The sequence below is a fragment of the Methylobacterium sp. 174MFSha1.1 genome (genome assembly GCF_900116815.1).
In the GTDB taxonomy this organism is placed as follows: Bacteria; Pseudomonadota; Alphaproteobacteria; order Rhizobiales; family Beijerinckiaceae; genus Methylobacterium.
Map to the genome: position 1 here is coordinate 177,855 of NZ_FPCB01000013.1, position 18,370 is coordinate 196,224.

At 70.5% G+C, this 18,370-nt stretch carries 16 protein-coding genes; 11 read left to right on the top strand and 5 right to left on the bottom strand.

The features are described 5' to 3' along the window. Positions 1–64 precede the first annotated feature (64 nt). Positions 65–1,027, top strand: coding sequence for a type II secretion system F family protein (locus BM430_RS12750; RefSeq protein WP_093567623.1), 963 nt, complete (start codon positions 65–67; stop codon positions 1,025–1,027). Positions 1,028–1,030: 3 nt separating this feature from the next. On the opposite strand, the gene BM430_RS12755 is transcribed toward BM430_RS12750, so the two are convergent. Then, positions 1,031–2,368 (bottom strand): LLM class flavin-dependent oxidoreductase, encoded by a 1,338-nt coding sequence (locus tag BM430_RS12755; protein ID WP_093567624.1) that lies wholly within the window; start codon positions 2,366–2,368, stop codon positions 1,031–1,033. A 136-nt stretch (positions 2,369–2,504) separates the two neighbouring features. On the opposite strand from BM430_RS12755, the gene BM430_RS12760 reads away from it, so the two are divergent. From BM430_RS12760 to BM430_RS12770, 3 genes are all read left to right on the top strand, one after another. Further along, positions 2,505–3,326: an NADPH-dependent oxidoreductase gene (locus tag BM430_RS12760; protein ID WP_093567625.1), complete on the top strand. Its 822-nt coding sequence runs from the start codon at positions 2,505–2,507 to the stop codon at positions 3,324–3,326. A 113-nt stretch (positions 3,327–3,439) separates the two neighbouring features. Next, positions 3,440–4,606: a cystathionine gamma-synthase gene (metB, locus tag BM430_RS12765; RefSeq protein ID WP_093567666.1), complete on the top strand. Its 1,167-nt coding sequence runs from the start codon at positions 3,440–3,442 to the stop codon at positions 4,604–4,606. A 281-nt stretch (positions 4,607–4,887) separates the two neighbouring features. Beyond that, a complete protein-coding gene (locus BM430_RS12770) occupies positions 4,888–6,228 on the top strand; it encodes an LLM class flavin-dependent oxidoreductase (RefSeq protein ID WP_093567626.1) in 1,341 nt (446 codons plus the stop codon). 80 nt (positions 6,229–6,308) lie between these two features. Here BM430_RS12770 and BM430_RS12775 read toward each other — a convergent pair whose 3' ends face one another. Further along, positions 6,309–7,337, bottom strand: a complete 1,029-nt coding sequence (locus BM430_RS12775; RefSeq protein ID WP_093567627.1) for an SDR family oxidoreductase — start codon at positions 7,335–7,337, stop codon at positions 6,309–6,311. Between the two features lie 175 nt (positions 7,338–7,512). On the opposite strand from BM430_RS12775, the gene BM430_RS12780 reads away from it, so the two are divergent. From BM430_RS12780 to BM430_RS12800, 5 genes are all read left to right on the top strand, one after another. Continuing rightward, entirely contained in the window at positions 7,513–8,484 is a 972-nt protein-coding gene (locus BM430_RS12780; RefSeq protein WP_093567628.1) for an ABC transporter substrate-binding protein, read from the top strand. A gap of 5 nt (positions 8,485–8,489) precedes the next feature. Further along, on the top strand, positions 8,490–9,263 hold the full coding sequence (locus BM430_RS12785) for an ABC transporter permease (RefSeq protein WP_093567629.1): 774 nt from the start codon (positions 8,490–8,492) through the stop codon (positions 9,261–9,263). Further along, the gene (locus tag BM430_RS12790) at positions 9,263–10,057 is read left to right on the top strand and encodes an ABC transporter ATP-binding protein (RefSeq protein ID WP_093567630.1); all 795 of its coding nucleotides are present in this window, start codon (positions 9,263–9,265) and stop codon (positions 10,055–10,057) included. The genes BM430_RS12785 and BM430_RS12790 overlap by 1 nt, the downstream gene beginning before the upstream one ends. Before the next feature lie 431 nt (positions 10,058–10,488). Next, complete coding sequence (locus BM430_RS12795; RefSeq protein WP_093567631.1) at positions 10,489–11,502, top strand: zinc-dependent alcohol dehydrogenase family protein; 1,014 nt, start codon at positions 10,489–10,491, stop codon at positions 11,500–11,502. Positions 11,503–11,565: 63 nt separating this feature from the next. Further along, a complete protein-coding gene (locus BM430_RS12800; RefSeq protein WP_093567632.1) occupies positions 11,566–12,786 on the top strand; it encodes an NAD(P)/FAD-dependent oxidoreductase in 1,221 nt (406 codons plus the stop codon). A gap of 18 nt (positions 12,787–12,804) precedes the next feature. Here BM430_RS12800 and BM430_RS12805 read toward each other — a convergent pair whose 3' ends face one another. From BM430_RS12805 to BM430_RS12815, 3 genes are all read right to left on the bottom strand, one after another. Continuing rightward, positions 12,805–13,434 carry a class I SAM-dependent methyltransferase gene (locus BM430_RS12805; protein WP_093567633.1) on the bottom strand — a complete coding sequence of 210 codons (630 nt, stop codon included), beginning with the start codon at positions 13,432–13,434 and terminating at the stop codon, positions 12,805–12,807. A 213-nt stretch (positions 13,435–13,647) separates the two neighbouring features. Further along, complete coding sequence (locus BM430_RS12810; protein ID WP_093567634.1) at positions 13,648–15,333, bottom strand: methyl-accepting chemotaxis protein; 1,686 nt, start codon at positions 15,331–15,333, stop codon at positions 13,648–13,650. Between the two features lie 219 nt (positions 15,334–15,552). Further along, complete coding sequence (locus BM430_RS12815) at positions 15,553–15,846, bottom strand: helix-turn-helix domain-containing protein (protein ID WP_244539468.1); 294 nt, start codon at positions 15,844–15,846, stop codon at positions 15,553–15,555. Positions 15,847–16,110: 264 nt separating this feature from the next. Between BM430_RS12815 and BM430_RS12820 the strand changes: the two genes are divergently transcribed. Together BM430_RS12820 and BM430_RS12825 are read left to right on the top strand one after the other, a co-directional pair. Then, positions 16,111–16,599 (top strand): META domain-containing protein, encoded by a 489-nt coding sequence (locus BM430_RS12820; protein WP_093567668.1) that lies wholly within the window; start codon positions 16,111–16,113, stop codon positions 16,597–16,599. A 327-nt stretch (positions 16,600–16,926) separates the two neighbouring features. Continuing rightward, the gene (locus BM430_RS12825; protein WP_244539469.1) at positions 16,927–18,057 is read left to right on the top strand and encodes an ABC transporter substrate-binding protein; all 1,131 of its coding nucleotides are present in this window, start codon (positions 16,927–16,929) and stop codon (positions 18,055–18,057) included. Positions 18,058–18,370: the final 313 nt, after the last annotated feature.

An 18,370-nucleotide genomic window follows, 5' to 3' on the forward strand; every position in this document is an offset into this window, starting at 1 on the left:
CGGTGCCGGTCCGGACCTGCGCTCCCGACACTTCAGACATCCCCGACGCTCCAGGAGGCGGCGCGTGCAGTTCCTGTATCAGCTGACCGACCCCTATTTCCTCGGCGCGGCCCTCGCCGCCGTGGCGGCGGCGGCCACGGTCATCACCCTGATCCAGCCGTTGCTGGAGCCCGACCGGCTCCGTCACCGCCTCAAGGGGGTGGGCAAGGAGCGCGACCGCATCCGCCTGCGCGAGCGCGAGCGCCTGAACCAGAAGGCGTCCCTGCGTCAGGAGCCCAAGGCCTACATGAAGCGCGTGGTCGAGCGCCTGCGCCTCGACGACTGGCTCGGCACCGAGAATGCCAAGAACAGCCTGATGATGGCGGGCTATCGCGGCCCGCAGGCCGAGATCGCCTTCCTGTTCTTCCGCCTGGTGATGCCGATCGCCTTCTTCGTCCTGTCGGTGTTCTACCTGTTCGTGCTGGAGGTGCTGGACCAGCCGGCGCTGATCCGCTTCGGCATGGTGGTGGTGGCGGTCTATCTCGGCATCAAGGCGCCGGAGGTCTTCCTGCGCAACCAGACCTCCAAGCGCCGGGCGGTGATCCAGCGCAACTGGCCCGACACGCTCGACCTCCTGCTGATCTGCGTCGAATCCGGCATGGCGATCGAGGCGGCGTTCCGGCGCGTCGGCGTCGAGATCGCCAACCAGTGCATGACGCTGGCCGAGGAGATGGCGCTCACCACCGCCGAACTGGCCTACCTCACCGACCGGCGCGTCGCCTACGAGAACCTCGCCAACCGCACCGGCCTCGAATCGGTCAAGAACGTCACCACGGCGCTGATCCAGGCCGAGCGCTACGGCACCCCGATCGGCCAGGCCCTGCGGGTGCTGGCCCAGGAGAGCCGCGACCAGCGCATGAGCGAGGCCGAGAAGAAAGCCGCCGCCCTGCCGCCGAAGCTCACCGTGCCGATGATCCTGTTCTTCCTGCCGGTGCTGTTCGTGGTGATCCTCACGCCCGCCATGGTGCAGGTGTTCAGCTCGAAGTAGATCTCACCCGCCTGCCCCGGAGAAGAACCGGTTCTCCGGCCGCGGCAGGCCGAGATGCTCGCGCAGGGTCGTGCCCTCGTACTCGGTGCGGAACAGGCCGCGGCGCTGGAGCTCCGGCACCACCTTGCGGGTGACGTCCTCGAGCCCCTGCGGCACGTCCGAGACCATGACGTTGAAGCCGTCGCTCGCCCCGGCCTCGATCCAGGCCTGCATCTCGTCGGCGATGGTCTCGGGCGTGCCGACCATCGCGAGGCCGGCATAGCCGCCGAGGCGCTGCGCCAGCTGGCGGACGCTCAAGGACTCGCGGCGCGCCAGCGTGATCGCCCGCTCGCGCCCGGTCTTCGACTGGTTGCTCTCCGGGATCTCCGGCAGCGGCCCGTCGGGATCGAAGGCCGAGGCATCGACGCCGAGCGCGATCGACAGGGCGGCGATGGCGCTCGCCTCGTGCACCAGGCCGTCGAGATGCGCGCGTTTCGCCCGCGCCTCCTCCACCGTGTCGCCGACCACCACGAAGCAGGCGGGCAGGATCTTGAGGTGGTCGGGGTTCCGGCCCACCGCGACCATGCGGCCGCGCACGTCCTCGGCGAAACGCCGCCCGTCCTCGAGGCTGGCGGCCGCCCCGAAGATCACCTCGGCGGTCTCGGCGGCGAGCTGGCGCCCGGCCTCCGACGCGCCCGCCTGCACGATCACCGGCCAGCCCTGGACCGGCCGGGCGACGTTCAGGGGTCCGCGCACCGAGAGGTGGGGCCCCTGGTGGTCGAGCACGTGCATCCTGTCGGGGTCGAAGAAGATCCCGCTCGCGACGTCGCGCAGGAAGGCGTCGTCGGCGAAGGAATCCCACAGCCCCTTCACCACCGTGACGAATTCGTGCGCCCGGTCGTAGCGGTCGGCGTGCTCGGGATGGTGCTCAAGGCCGAAATTCTTCGCGGCATCCGGGTTCGAGGTCGTCACCACGTTCCAGCCGGCGCGGCCGTCGCTCAGGTGATCGAGCGAGGCGAAGCGCCGGGCGACGTGGAACGGCTGGTCGTAGGTGGTCGAGGCTGTGGCGACGAGCCCGATCCGTTCGGTGACCACGGCGAGCGCCGGCAGCAGCGTCGCGGGATCGAACGAGGTCACGGTGGCCGAGCGCTTGAGCGCCTCGACCGGCATGTTCAGCACCGCGAGGTGATCGGCCATGAAGAAGGCGTCGAACTTCGCCGCCTCCAGCTCCTGGGCGAACCGGGCGAGATGGCGGAAATTGAAGTTGGCGTCGGGCAGCCCGCCCGGATAGCGCCACCAGGCGGTGTGGATGCCGACCGGGCGCATGAAGGCGCCGAGATGAAGCCTGCGGTGTCGCGCCATGTCGGGCTCCCCGTGCCGGCCTCCAGGGCCGCGCCGCCCCGATCTGGGATCGCCGCCCTGGTTAGTCAATGAATTCCGTGTACTACTCCGCCAAGGTACTATTCTGCCAAGGGCGGCGGGAACGGACGAGGATCGCATGAGCGGGACGGGACGGGGCGACGCCCTGAGGGCGCGGTACGGCGCGGAAACGGCCCTCGACATCGCCTGGAACGAGGTCATCGCGGGCCTCCTCGCCCATCGCACCGTGCGGGCGTTCCGGTCCGACCCGCTCCCCGACGGCACCCTGGAGGCGCTCGTCGCCGCGGCGCAATCGGCGCCGAGCTCGTCGAATCTCCAGACCTGGAGCGTCGTCGCGGTCGAGGATCCGGCATCGAAGCGCCGCCTGTCCGAGGTGGCGCGCGGCCAGCGCCACGTCGTCGAGGCGCCGCTCGTCCTGGTCTGGCTCGCCGACCTGTCGCGCCTCGGCGCGCTCGGGCGCGACCGCGACGCGCCGACGGAGGGGCTCGACTACCTCGAGATGCTGATGGTCGGCGTGGTCGATGCCGCGCTCGCGGCCCAGAACGCCACCGTGGCGCTCGAATCCCTCGGCCTCGGCTCGGTCTATATCGGGGCCCTGCGCAACGACCCTGAGGCGGTGGCCGCCCTCCTCGGCCTGCCGCCGAACGTGCTGGCGGTGTTCGGCCACTGCGTCGGCTTCCCCGATCCGGAGCGGCCGGCCGCCGTCAAGCCGCGCCTGCCGCAAGGTGTGGTGCTGCATCGCGGCCGCTACGATCCCGCCCTCGCGGCCGGTCCGATCGCTGCCTACGACACCGCGATGGTGGGCTTCCAGGCCGGGCAGCGGATGCCGGAAACCGGCTGGAGCGGGGCCGCGCTCGAGCGGGTGCGCGGGCCCGGCTCGCTCAGCGGCCGCGACCGCCTGCGCGGCATCCTGGAGCGCCGCGGCTTCGGGCTGAAATAACACTGCGGTCCGTCGCTCCGAACGCTTTTTCGTTGATCGTCCGTTTCGTTCTTCATAAAGAACGAAACGGACGCAGCGTACGAGCGGGGGAGAGCGACGTGCCCGATCAGGACTTGGCGAACGAGCACAGGCGGGCGGAGACGATCGCCGCCGCGAACGGGATCGGGACGGACACGGCCTTCGGCGCGGTGACCCCTCCGCTCTACCTCTCGACGACCTACACCTTCGCGGAGTTCGAGAAGGCCCGGGCCTACGACTATGCCCGCCTCGGCAACCCGACCCGCGACCAGCTCGCCGACACGCTGGCGAAGCTGGAGGGTGGCGCCCGCGCGGTGGTGGTGTCGAGCGGCATGGCGGCCCTCGACCTCGCCCTTTCCCCCTTGCGCCCCGGCGACCTCCTGGTGGCGCCGCACGATTGTTACGGCGGCACCCACCGGCTGCTGTCGATGCGCGCGGCGCGGGGTCATTACCGCGTCGCCTTCGTCGACCAGACCGACGAGGCCGCGCTGACGGCCGCGCTCGGTGAAGGCGCCCGGATCGTCCTCACCGAGACGCCCAGCAACCCGCTGATGCGCATCACGGATGTCCGCCGCGTGGCCGCGCTCGCCAAGGCGGCGGGCGCGCTGTTCGTCGTCGACAACACCTTCCTGTCTCCGGCTTTGCAGCAGCCGCTGGCGCTCGGGGCCGACCTCGTCGTCCACTCGACCACCAAGTTCATCAACGGCCATTCGGACGTGATCGGCGGTGCGGTGATCGCCGCCGACGCCGCGCTCGGGGACGAGCTCGCCGCCTGGGCCAACACCGTCGGGGTCACCGGCTCGCCCTTCGACGCCTACCTCACCTTGCGCGGCGTGCGCACGCTGTTTCCCCGCATCGAGCGCCAGAGCCGCAACGCGTCCGCCGTCGCCGCCTTCCTCGACGCGCATCCGGCGATCGCCCGCGTCTACTATCCGGGCCTGGAGGGCCATCCCGGCCACGCCGTCGCCAAGGGCCAGCAGCGCGGCTTCGGGGCGATGCTGAGCGCCGAGCTCGCCGGCGGGCGCGAGGCTGTGCGCCGGCTCGTCGGGGCGCTCCGGGTCTTCAGCCTGGCCGAGTCCCTCGGCGGGGTCGAGAGCCTGATTGCCCACCCGGTGACCATGACCCACGCGGCGATGGACCCGGAGGCGCGGGAGCGGGCCGGCGTCGGCGACGGGCTGGTGCGGCTCTCGGTCGGGCTGGAGGCGGAAGAGGATCTTCTGGGAGACCTCGCCCGGGCGCTCGACGCGGTCGCGCGAGGGTGAGACTGTTCGATCGGCTCCAACGAATCTGACACCCTCCGCGTCATTCCGGGGCCGCGAAAGCGGAGCCCGGAATCCAGACACTCGGTTGGTGCAGAACGAGGCGAAACGCTCTCCGCCTTATCCTGGACTCCCTGCGGTTCTGGATTCCGGGCTCCGCTGCGCGGCCCCGGAATGACGCAGAGAGCGTCATTACCGGTGAACGAGTCGAACAGCCTCGGACGGGCCGCGCTCGCTCGGTGCGCTAGATCCGACACCATCCGTCCCACCATCCCGAGGGAGCGATGACTCAAGGCACGATGCGCCTCGGCGCGTTCTTCTACGCCACCGGCCACCACGTCGCCGGCTGGCGCCACCCGTCGAGCGAGGCCGATGGCGGGATCAATCTCGACCGGTACGTCGGCTGGGCGAAGCGGGCGGAAGCCGCGACGTTCGACCTGATCTTCCTCGAGGACGGCACCGGCATCCGCGACGCCGACCTGCGCTCGAGCGAGCGCACCGCCCGGTCAGGCCATTTCGAGCCCGTCACCCTGCTCTCGGCGCTGGCCGCCGTGACGAGCCGGATCGGTCTCGTCGCCACCACCTCGACGAGCTTCAACGAGCCCTACAACGTCGCCCGCCGCTTCGCCTCCCTCGACCACCTCAGCGGCGGCCGGGCCGGCTGGAACCTCGTGACCTCCGCCACCGACCTGGAGGCGGCGAATTTCGGCAACGACAAGATCGCGCGCCATGCCGACCGCTACGAGCGGGCGGAAGAGTTCGTGGATGTGGTCTTAGGGTTGTGGAATACCTGGGACGACGACGCGGTCGTGATCGACAAGGCGTCGGGCCAGTTCTCGAAGCCCGACGGCTTCCGGCCCCTCGACCATCACGGCAGGCACTTCGAAGTGCGCGGCCCGCTCAACATCCCGCGCACGCCGCAAGGCCAGCCGGTGCTGGTCCAGGCCGGCTCGTCGGGACCCGGCAAGGATCTGGCGGCGCGCACCGCCGAGATCGTGTTCACGGCCAACCAGACCCTCGACGAGGCGGTGGACTTCGCCCGCGACCTGAAAGGCCGCATGGCCCGCTTCGGCCGCTCCCCCGACGACCTCAAGGTGATGCCGGGCCTCTTCCCGGTCGTCGGCCGCACCGAGTCGGAGGCCCGGGACAAGTTCGAGGAATTGCAGGCGCTGATCGACCCGGTGGTGGGGCTGGCGCTCTTGAGCCGCATGGTCGGGCACGACCTCTCGGGCTTCGATCCCGAGGGCCCGGTGCCGGAGCTGCCCGCGACCGAGGGGGGCAAGTCGCGCCAGCAGCTGATGATGGATCTCGCCCGCCGCGAGGGCCTGACGCTCCGCCAGCTCTACCTGCGCATCGCCGGGGCGCGGGGCCACTCGCAGATCGTCGGCACGCCGGCGCAGATCGTCGACGAGATGGAGGCGCGGTTCCGGGCCGGGGGCGCCGACGGCTTCAACATCATGCCGCCGACCCTGCCGGGCGGGCTCGACGACTTCATCGAGCTGGTCCTGCCGGAGCTCCGCCGCCGCGGCCTGTTCCGCACTGAGTACGAGGGCCGCACCCTGCGCTCCCATCTCGGCTCGCGCCCGCCGGCAGGCTACGGGCCGGGGCGGACGACCTCAGGGTAAACATACTCCCCGGGACCCGGTCGGAGTTCCGCTGCGTTACCCGAACCCTCGCCCTGCGGGAGAGGGTTCGGGCGCCGGGCTCATCCGCCGATGCGAGACGGCTCCCGCCCGCTCCGCCGGGCCGCCGCCAGCGCGCTCCCGCCGATCAGCCCGGCCGCGGCGATCAACCCGATATGCAGCCACATCGGATCCGCCGCGACGACGCTCCCCTTCGCCCGGTCGTCGAACCGCCCGTGGGCGCCGTGGTCGCGCCGGGCATCGACCGGCTCGAACAGGTTGTCGGGCCGGCCGCGTTCGGCGGCCTGCGCGGTCATCTCGCCACGATAGCCGTGGCGGGCGAGGTAGTGGTCGCTGAAGGCCGGTGCGGCCTGCGCGCCGAAGATCGCGAGCCAGGACGGGGTGCCGATCCAGAGTTCCCGCGGCGCGTCGTGGGCGGCGCGCACGATCTCCTCGGCGATCGCCTCGGGCTGGAAGATCGGCGGCACGGGCTCCAGCTTGCGCGGCAGGCGCGAGCGGGCCCAGTCGAATTGCGGCGTGTTCACCGCCGGCAGCTGCACCATGGTCAGCCGGATCCGGCTGCGGTGGTGCAGCAACTCGGTGCGCAGGCTGTCGACGAAGCCGCGCACCGCCGACTTGGCGGCGCAATAGGCCGCTTGCAGCGGGATCGACCGGTAGGCGAGCGCCGACCCGACATGCACGATGGTGCCGCGATCCGACGCCTTCATGTGGCGGAGCGCCGCGAGCGTGCCGTGGACCTGACCGAGATAGGTGACCTCGGTGACGCGCCGGAACTCTTCCGGGCTCGTATCCGCCACCTCGGCGTAGACCGTCACCATCGCGTTGTTGACCCAGACGTCGATGCCGCCGAATTCCTGCGCGAAGGCATCCGCCGCCCGGTCGAGCGCCGCCGGGTCGGCGACATCGGCGCGGTAGCCCAGCGCCTGGCCGCCGACCGCCCGCACCTCCTCGACCGCCGCCTCGATCCCGGCCCGGCCCCGCGCGACGATCCCGACGTTCCAGCCCCGGCGCCCGAAGGCGACCGCGACGGCGCGCCCGACGCCGGCGCTGCCGCCGGTCACCACGACGGTGGGGCGCGTTGTTCCGCTCATGCGACTGCTCCTGCTGACACCTGCGTCAGCCCCGACAACGCGCGCGGCGGCGTTCGGGTGCAGCGACGGAAACCGCAGGGGATGTGCCGGATCGGCGGGCAGGCTGCCCGCTATTATGTCTATACACAAAGGCTGGGCGACGGTACGAAAGGCGAGGCTCAGGCGGGAGGGGACGATGAGGGCGGTTGCCGCAGGTTTGGTGGGAGCGGTCGCGCTGGCGCTGACGGCGCAGGCCCAAGTGGCGCAGGCCCAAGTGGCGCAGGCTCAAGAGACGAAGGTGACGGTCGGCCTCAGCGGCTGGACCGGCTTCGCGCCCCTGACGCTCGCCAAGGAAGCCGGCATCTTCAAGAAGAACGGCCTCGACGTCTCCCTGAAGAAGATCCCGCAGGCGAGCCGCCACCTCGCCATCCGCTCCGGCGACGTGCAATGCGCCGCCACCACGGTCGAGACCTGGGTGGTGTGGAACGCCAACGGCGTGCCGACGAAGCAGATCTTCCAGCTCGACAAGTCCTACGGCGCCGACGGGCTCGCCGTCCGCAACGACGTGGCGACGATCAAGGACCTGAAGGGCAAGACCGTGGCGGCCTCGGTGCCCGGCACCGCGCCGTATTTCGGCCTCGCCTGGATCCTCAAGGCCAACGGCCTGTCGCTCAAGGACGTGAAAGTCGTCAACCTTGAGCCCGGCCCGGCCGCGCAGGCCTTCATCGCCGGCCAGAACGACGCCGCGATGACCTACGAGCCCTATCTCTCCTCGGTGCGCGCCGCGCCGCAGGCCGGCAAGATCATCGCCACCACCCTCGACTACCCGATGGTGATGGACACCTTCGGCTGCACGCCCGAGTTCCTCGACCAGAACCCGAAGGCCGCGAAGGCGCTCGCCGACAGCTACTTCGAGGCGCTCGACATGATCGCCAAGGATCCCCAGAAGTCCTACGAGATCATGGGCGCCGACGTGAAGCAGACCGGCGAGGCCTTCGGCAACTCGGCAAAGTTCCTGCGCTGGCAGGACCGCGCCGCCAACAAGGCGTTCTTCAACGGCGAGATCCAGAAGTTCTCCGAGCAGGCGGCCGACCTCTTGCTCGAGATCGGGGTGATCCGGCAGAAGCCCGACATCGCCGGGCTCTCCGACGGCCGCTACGTGCAGTGAGACACTTGCGTCCGCTGCAGCCGGTCGGGGGATCGGCGAAGGTCGTCCTCGGCCTGAGCTTCTTCGTGCTGTTCGTGGCGGCCTGGGCCGCCGCGACCCTCGGGGGACTCGTACCCAAAACCTTCCTGGCCGATCCGGTGACGATGGTCCAGGACGGCTGGCTGCTGCTGACCCGGTTCGACTTCCTGTCGGATATCGGCGTCACGGTGTGGCGGGTGGTCGGCGGCTTCCTGCTCGCCTGCCTGGTGGCGGTGCCGCTCGGCGTGATGATGGGGGCCTACAAGCCGGTCGAGGCGTTCTTCGAGCCCTTCGTGTCCTTCGCCCGCTACCTGCCGGCCTCGGCCTTCGTGCCGCTCCTGATCCTGTGGGCCGGCATCGGCGAGACGCAGAAGCTCCTCGTGATCTTCATCGGCTCGGTGTTCCAGCTGATCCTGATGATCGCGGTCGCGGTCGGCAACGTCCGGCGCGACCTCGTCGAGGCGGCCTACACGCTGGGGGCCAGCGACACCGGCATCATCCGCCGGGTGCTGATTCCCGCGACCGCCCCGGAGATCGCCGAGATCCTGCGCCTCGTCCTCGGCTGGGCCTGGACCTACGTCATCGTCGCCGAGCTGATCGGCTCCTCGTCGGGCATCGGCCACATGATCATCGAGAGCCAGGCGCTGCTCGCGACCGGCCAGATCATCTTCGGCATCATCGTCATCGGGCTGATCGGCCTCGTCTCGGACTTCCTGTTCAAGGCGGCCAACCGGCTCCTGTTTCCCTGGAAGCTCGCCTGATGCGGGACAGTATCGAGGTCGCGGTCGAGGGCGTGTCGCGCACCTTCCCCGGCCACCGCGGCGCCAAGCCCGTGCAGGCCCTCAGCCCCACCGACCTCACGGTGGCCAAGAACGACTTCATCACCATCCTCGGGCCCTCGGGCTGCGGGAAGTCGACGCTGCTCCGCATCGTCGCCGGGCTCGACCGGCCGAGCGCCGGCCGCGTCCTGGTCGAGGGGCGCGAGGTGCGCGGGCCCGGCCCCGACCGGGGCATGGTGTTCCAGTCCTACACCCTGTTTCCGTGGCTCACCGTCGCCGAGAATATCGGCTTCGGCCTGCGCGAGCGCGGCGTGCCGATCGGTCAGCGCCGCGAGATCGTCGCGGCCTATCTCGACAAGGTGGGCCTGCGCGGCTTCGAGGGGCACTACCCCAAGCAGCTCTCCGGCGGCATGCAGCAGCGCACCGCCATCGCCCGGGCGCTCGCCAACGATCCCGCCATCCTGCTCCTCGACGAGCCGTTCGGGGCGCTCGACAACCAGACCCGCGGGCTGATGCAGGAATTGCTGCTCGGCATCTGGGAGCGCGAGCGCAAGACCGTGATCTTCGTCACCCACGACATCGAGGAGGCGATCTTCATGGCCTCGCGAGTGATCGTGATGACCGCCCGCCCGGGGCGGATCAAGGCCGACGTGCCGGTCGATCTCGGCCACCCGCGCCACTACACGATCAAGACGAGCCCCGAGTTCTCGCGGCTGAAGGCGCAGCTCACCGAGGAGATCCGGGCCGAGGCGGTGCTGGCGGCGCGGGAGCATTGAGGGCTCAAGCCTGGCGGTCTCGTCCGACCTCATTCGGCTGCGTCAGGCCAGGGCTGTCGAGACTCTTCCGAACATAGGCCGGAGCAAAACCCTCCCCCTTTCCCGGACGACTGAAGCGAAGCGGAAGGAGATCCGGGATCCAGCGCGAAAAGTCGCGAAGCGTCTTTGTGTCTGCAACGGTGCAGCCTAAAGAGCCGCTTCGCGGCACTTCTTTCGCTGGATCCCGGATCTCCTTCCGCTGACGCTCCACTCGTCCGGGAAAGGGCGGTGGCTCATGATGCGTGGTCAAGCCATTTGGCTTGGCGCCCCCCTCAAAATCCCCCCGCCCCGCTCGAATCCCCTGCCGCATGTTCTAACTGCACCCCCTCACCGAACCCCGCCGCCCGCAAGGCGGCGCGACCGGCCAGGTGGACAGAATGCAGGAGGACAGCATGAAGGCCTTCGTCGTCCGCACACCCGGCGGCCTCGACCGGCTCGAGATCGCCGAGCGGCCCGATCCCGGCGCGCCGGGCCCCGGCGAGATCCGGGTGGCGATCCGCGCGACCTCGCTCAACTTCCACGACCTGCTGGTGGCGAGCGGGCGCTTTCCGGCCGAGGACGGCCGCGTCCTGATGTCGGACGGGGCCGGCACCGTCGAGGCGGTGGGCGCGGGCGTCACCGAGTTCGCGCCCGGCGACGCGGTGGTCTCGTGCTTCTTCCCGCACTGGGCCGACGGGCTGCCGCAGGCACCAGTCGGCAATTTCGCGCAGGTGCCCGGCGACGGGGTCGACGGCTTCGCCCTGAGCGCTGCGGTCCGGCCGGCCGGCGCCTTCACCCGAGCGCCGCGCGGCTGGAGCCCCACTGAGGCCGCCACCATCACCACCGCCGGGCTCACCGCCTGGCGCGCCCTCGTCGGCGACGGCGGGCTGAAGGCCGGCGACACGGTGCTGGTGCTCGGCACCGGCGGCGTCTCGATCGCGGCCCTGCAGATCGCCAGGGCGATGGGCGCCGCGGTGATCGTCACCTCCTCCTCCGACGAGAAGCTGGAGCGGGTGCGGGCACTCGGCGCCGACCACACCCTCAACTATCGCACGAATCCTGACTGGGGCCGGCGCGTGCGCGATTGGACCGGGGGCGTCGGCGTCGACCACGTCGTCGAGGTCGGCGGGCCCGGAACCCTGGCGCAGTCGATCGAGGCGGTCCGCGTCGGCGGCCACATCGCGCTGATCGGCGTGCTCACCGGGCGAGCCGGCGAGGTGCCGACCTCTTCCCTGATGGCGAAGCAGGCCCGTCTCCAGGGCCTGATCGTCGGCAGCCGGCGCCAGCAGCAGGACTACGTCGCGGCCCTCGACCGGACCGGGATCCGCCCGGTGATCGACCGGACCTACGCGTTCGAGGAGTTGCCCGAGGCGTTCCGCCACCAGGAGGGCGGGAGCCATTTCGGCAAGCTCTGCGTCGCCTGGTAGCGCCCGAGCGCGCGGCAGCGCTTAAGCTCGACGCCGCCGCGTCTTCCGGGCTATGTCCTGCCGATGAACGGAATCGTGGTGGTCGGTGCCGGCCAGGCCGGCTTTCAGCTCGGGGCCTCCTTACGGGAGAGTGGCTATGCCGGGCCGGTGACGCTCGTCGGCGAGGAGGCCGGCCTGCCCTACGGCCGCCCGCCCCTGTCGAAGGCCTACATGCTCGGCAAGACCGACGCGGCGGGTCTCGCCCTGCGGCCGGAGGCCTACTTCGCCGAGCACCGGCTGACCGTGCGGGCGGGGGAGCGGGCGGTCGCGATCGATCGGCCGGCGCGCCGCCTCCGGCTCGCCTCCGGGGAGGCGCTGCCCTACGACCACCTCGTCCTGGCGACCGGCTCGCGGAACCGGCCGCTGCCGGTGCCGGGCGCCGATCTGCCGGGGGTGCACCAGCTGCGGACCCTCGCCGAGGCCGAGGCCCTGAAGGCGGCGCTCGCCGGGGCGCGCGCGGTCGCGGTGGTGGGCGCCGGCTTCATCGGGCTCGAATTCGCGGCGGTCTGCGCGCAGCAGGGCCTGCCCGTCACGGTGATCGAGGGGCTGGAGCGCCCCCTCGCCCGCTCGGTCTCGCCCGGCATGGCGGCGCTGATCGAGGCCTCGCATGTCAGGGCCGGCACGCGCTTCCTGTTCGGCAGCGGCGTTTCCGGGCTGGTCGGGGATACCTGCGTCCGGGCGGTGGCTCTCGCCGACGGCCGCGAGGTCGCGGCCGACCTCGTCCTCGTCGGCATCGGGATCCTGCCGAACGACGACCTCGCGACGGCGGCGGGGCTGCGGATCGAGAACGGGATCGCCGTCGACGCGATGCTCGCGACCGAGGATCCGGCGATCTCGGCGATCGGCGATTGCGCCAGCTTCCCCTCGCCCCACGCCGCCGGCGCGCGGGTGCGGATCGAATCGGTGCAGAACGCCGTCGACGGCGCCCGCTGCGTCGCCGCCCGCCTCACCGGGCGCCCCGCCGCCTTCGCGGCGGTGCCGTGGTTCTGGAGCGACCAGGGCCCGCTCAAGCTCCAGATCGCCGGCCTGTGCCAGCCGCACGACCTCGCTTTGCGCCGGGGCGACCCGGATTCGGGCGCCGTCTCGGTGTTCTGCTACCGCGGGGACCGCCTCGCCGGGGTCGAATCGCTCAACCGCCCGGCCGACCACATGATCGCCCGGCGCCTGCTCCAGGCGGGACGGAGCCCGACGCCCGGGCAGGCGGCCGATCCCGCCTTCGACCTGAAGGCCCTCGCGCTCGGCTGAAGGCCCGAGCCCCTGCCCTCACCCGGCCGTGTCCGGCCTTCGCGCCACGGCGATCATGGATTTCGCCAGTGGCGGAAGACGGCCGACCCGCCGGAAGGTGATGTCCACGAAGCCCGCCTCGTGCAGCAGCGCCGTGAGCGTCTTCATCGACCAGAATTTGATATGCCCGTGATCCCACAACGCCGTGAAATGCGCATCCATCTTGCCTGACAGGGCGAGCAGCAGGTTCTTCGCGTAGCCATGATAGGGCGTGGAGAGCACGAGGGTGCCGCCCGGATCCAGTAACGAGAACACGGTCCGCGCGTACGACCGCGGATCATAGACGTGCTCGACCACCTCGAGACTGAGGACGAGCGGAAATCGTCCATATCGTTCCGCCAGATTGTCGTAGGCGGATCCCACCTCGAGCTTCAGGGATGGAAATCTCGTCCTGGCGACGCCGATCCCGTCGGCCGACGGATCGACGCCGGTCACGCAATAGCCCTTCTCGGTCAAGTGAGCAGCGAGACTTCCGTTGCCGCATCCAAGCTCGAAGATCTTGTCCGGGCGCCTGTCGTCGATGATCTGCATCACGGGCGCGAGAAGATAAGAGTAATGGTGGCCCAGGTCGCCGTCGTCGCCGTAATGATAGCCCGATGCGTCCGCCATGTCGCGTGCCCTCGTCTCCAGGATTCCGCGTGGTCGCGACGTAAGCAAAAGTCGGCGGAGATGCACGCGGCGTCGCCCGCGTCGGCCGCCTGTATGGAGACGTAGCAGGGTCGGCCAGCGGGACGATCGTGTCCTCGGACGGGTCCGGGCCCCGCGGGAAACGTCCCGCGGGGCCCGCCCTCATGCGCCTCCGACCGGAGCAGCCGTGTCTCGTCACGCCGCCCGGATCGTCTCGACGAAGCGGCGGACCTCGGCGCTCAGGCGGTCGGACTGGCGCGACAGGCCGGAGGCCGTGTCGAGGACCTGGCTCGCGGCGCGGCCAGTCCCTTCCGCGGCCTGCGCGACGCCGCCGATATTGCCCGTGACCTCGCCGGTGCCGGTGGCGGCCTGGGAGACGTTGCGGACGATCTCCTGGGTCGCCGCGTCCTGCTCCTCCACTGCCGCGGCGATCGAGGCGGACACGCCGCTGATCTCGCGGATGCTGCCGGCGATGCCGTCGATGGCCGCCACCACCGTACCGGTCGAATCGCGCACCGCCCCGATCTGGCCGGCGATTTCGGCGGTCGCCCGCGCAGTCTGGTCGGCCAGCGCCTTCACCTCGGCGGCGACCACCGCGAAGCCCCGGCCCGCCGCACCCGCGCGCGCCGCCTCGATCGTGGCGTTGAGGGCGAGCAGGTTGGTCTGCGCGGCGATCGTCGAGATCATGTCGGTGACGTCGCCGATGCGCGCGGCGGCCTGGCTCAAGCCCTGCACCGCCTCGCCGGTGCGGCCGGCCTGCGCGACCGCGGCCTCGGCGAGGCGGGCCGCGCCGTCGACCTGGCGGCCGATCTCCTGCACCGAGGAGCCGAGCTCCTCGGCCGCGGCCGCCACGGTATGGACGTTCGCCGCCGCCTGCTCGGCCGCCGCGGCCACGGCGGTCGATTGCGCCGCCGATTCGGTCGCGGTGGAGCTCATCGTGCGGGCGGCGTCCTGGAGCTGGGCGGAGGCGGAGGCGATGGCCCCGGAGATGCCGCCCACCTCGCGCTCGAATTCCTCGGCGAGGCCGATCAGCATGCCGCGGCGCTCCTGCGACGAGGCGGAGGCGGCCTCTTGCCCGCGCTCGGCATCCTCCACCACCTTGCGGGCCACCATGGCCTTGATGCCCTCGACCGCCCGGGCCACCGCGCCGACCTCGTCGCCGCGCCGCGTCTCGACGAGGCGGGCTTCGACCTCCCCCTCGGCCATCCGGTTCATCGCCGCGATCAGGCGGTTGAGCGGCCGGGTGATGCCGAAGGCCGAGACGACCATCGCCAGGACGAAGCCCGCCGCCACGGCACAAAGGCCGAGCGCGAGGGTCGTGCCCTGCGCCGCGCGGGTCTCGGCGGCGAGGCCCGCGGCCTCGGCTTCGACGGCGGCGGCAATGTCGTCCGAGAGGGCGCCGAAGCGCTCGGTCGCCGCCTTCATCAGCGGATCGACGGCCTGCCGGACCTGGGCGGCCGCTCGCGACGCCTCGCCCGCCTCGATCATCCGGCGCACCGCCAGGCTCTCCGCGGCGAACCGCTCGACCGCAACGGCCTGGGCGGCGATCCGGCTCGCGAAGGCGGGCACCTGCGCCGGCAGCTCGGCCATGACCTGCCGCAGCCGCGCCTGCGACGCGTCGATCTGCGCGAGGTAGGGCTGGCGGGCCGCCGCGTCCGGCGCCGCCACGGCCCGGTCGAGGGCGTAGCCGATCTCGAACACGGACCGGGCCGCGTGCCGCGCACCGGCGACGCCGCGATTCTCGTGCGCGACGAAGCGGTCGTAGCGCGCACCGATCTCGGTCAGACGGGACGACGCGTACCAGAGGGCGCCACCGGCCATGACGCAGAGGAGCGAGGTCACCGCCGCGATCTTCGCGGCGATCTTCAGGCGTGAGAACATTTTCCCCTCAGACGGGACATCATATCCCGTCCGGCAGACTGAAGGTATAACCGTTAAAAATTACGGCATGGGACAATATTCAGCCGACGCGCACTCGACCCGATTGATCTTATTAACGAGTTTCGCAACGTAAGATGGCGGCGCCCGAGGGCTGCTTCCGCGCTGGCGCACCACCTCCCGGCCGCCGACGCTGCCGCGGCAGCGCCGTCGTCCGCCCGATCAGCGATCGTTCTCGGTGGTGAGTTCGCTCGGGTGGATGCCCTTGTCCGGCGCGTCGTCCGGGCGCAGCCGGGCATCCGGATCGGCGCCGTCGGTCAGCTCCACGCCGGCGGCGACGAGGGCGCCGCGGAGCGCGGCCCGCTGCCCGGCGGAGGGCGGGTAGCGGCCCGCCTCGAACAGGCGGATGCTGTCCGCGTCGACGTTGGCGCGCAGGGCCAGCTCGTCCTCCGACCAGCCCAGGAGGTCCCGTGCCCGGCGCAGCTGCGCCGCCGTGATGTCGTCTGCGCCGTTCACTGAAACCCGTCCCCTGCTCTCTCGTGCCTCGTCCCGTCGCGCGGCGAAAGCGGCGACGTCCTGGCTAACGGCGGGGCCCGGCATTCGTTGCCACACCGACAAGCTTTCGCGAGTCCTGCCATATTATGGCCAAGCTTGCCGTATAAATGCAACAGTCGTCGGCAAGATGCCGCGACGGGGCATCCGCGACCGCGGCCAGGGTTGCGGGCGCGGGGTGCCCTCTCTACGGTCCGCCACAACACGACAAGACGAATGGGGAATGCGATGAAGGCGATGCAGGTTGCGCTGGCCGTCGGTGCCGTCGCGCTGTTGGCGTCGGCCACGCAGGCTTCGGCGCAGAACATGCTCGGCTACGGCCAGAAGAACCGCGACAAGCCGGCCCAGCAGCAATACATCCCGCCGCTGAAGGCCAACGAGAAAGTGTTTCCGCTCGACTCGACCTGGACGGCGGTGAGCCTCAACGGCAAGCCCTTCGCGGGCGCCGAGCGGCCGAGCTTCATCATCGACAAGCAGTACCGCGCCCGCGGCTTCGGTGGCTGCAACACCTTCGCGGCGACCGCCTTCCCGCTCAAGGAGCAGCACCTGGCGGTCGGCCCGCTGGCGCTGACCAAGCGCAACTGCGACAAGACGGTCGGCGCCTCGGAGATGCAGTTCTTCACCGCCCTGCGCACCTCGGGCCAGTGGGACCTCGTCGGCTCGCAGCTGGTGATCAAGAGCCAGGCCGGCGAGCTGCGCTTCGACCGCGCGCTCTGATACCAAATCCGGAAGATCACTTCCGGATTTGGTATCACAAGCCCGCGCGGCGCCTGAGCGAAGCCGAAATCCGCATTGCGACGCAATCAGTCGGATTTCGTATGACACCATCATCCTTTCGCAGCATGTCAGGACGGCCCCGCCCATCGGCGGGGCCGTTCTCGCGTGATGTGTCCCGTCGGAATCGATTTACCGCCGCGCTCCAGTGCTTTAAGGCGCTGTCTCGTCCAGCGCGACGGTCCGGGTGTCGAGCCCCCGCCGCCACGCGGACCAATCGTTCTGGCCCAACGAAAAATGCGGATGCGAGGAGGAACCGGGATGCGGTCGATGTCGAGGAGAGTGCTGCTCGCGGCGGCGCTGCTGGGAAGCAGCCTGGTCGGCGCGCAGGCGCAGGACAAGACCCCGGTCAAGCTCGGCGCGATCGAGATCCTGACCGGGCCGAACAGCCGCTACGGGATCGCGATCCAGCGCGGCTTCGATCTCGCGCTCGCCGACATCAACAAGGCCGGCGGCGTGCTCGGCGGCCGGCCGCTGGCCCTCGCCTACGAGGATTCGGCCGGCGCCAAGGAGCAGGCGCTCAACGCCGCCCGCAAGCTGATCGGCCGCGACAAGGTTCCGCTGATCCTCGGGCCCACCCTGTCGAACGAGATGTTCGCCGCCGGCCCCGTCGCCAACGAGCGCAAGGTGCCGATCGTCGGCACCTCGACCACCGCCAACGGCATCACGGCGATCGGTCCCTACGTCTTCCGCACCTCGCTGCCCGAGGCCGACGTCATCCCGGTCACGCTCAAGACCGCCAAGGACAAATTCGGCATCAAGCGCGTCGCCGTGATGTACGGCAACGACGACGCCTTCACCAAGTCGGCCTACGACGTGATGAAGGCCGGACTGGAGAAGCTCGGCATCGAGACCCTGACCACCGAGACTTTCGGCTCGAAGGATTCCGATTTCTCGGCCCAGCTCACCAAGATCAAGGCGCTGAACCCCGACGCGATCGTGCTGTCGGCGCTGGTCGAGGCGGCCTCGGGCATCGAGCTTCAGGCGCGCCAGCTCGGCATCCCCGACAAGGTGTTCTTCATCGGCGGCAACGGCCTGAATTCCCCTAAGCTCGGCGACATCGCCGGCAAGGCGGCGGACGGCACGCTCGTCGGCAGCCCGTGGTTCATCGGCAAGCCGGACGCGGCCAACCAGGCCTTCGTCAACGCCTTCAAGGACAAGTACGGCGGCGACCTGCCCGACCAGTTCGCGGCCCAGGCCTACGACACCCTGTTCATCGTCGCCAAGGCGATCGACGCCGCCGGCGCAGCCGATTCCGAGAAGATCAAGGACGCGCTGATCAAGGTGAAGCACACAGGCGTGATGGGCCCGTTCTCCTTCTCCGACAGCCGCGACCCGGCGGATACGTCCGGCGTGGTGGTGCTGGTGATGAAGGGCGGCAAGTTCCAGCTGCTGCAGTAACCGACGTCGCCGGCTTCAAGGTTGAGCGCCGGTCTTCTCCTCTCCCCGCGGGCGGGGAGAGGGCCGAGCCCCTGTTCAAGAGGCTCGGCAAGCCCGCGCAGCGAACCGCAGGTTCGCCGCGAGGGTGAGGGGGTCTCGACGAGTGAGACCCCTCCGGAAACACCCCCTCACCATCGGGTCGATCCCTACGGGATCGATGTGCCGCCTCGCTCCGTCGACCATAAAGTCGCCGGAGCCCTCTCCCCGCCCGCGGGAAAGGGGGGACGCGCACAATGCGCAGTGCGAGACGACAAGCCTCGCATCGCCGCCGCGC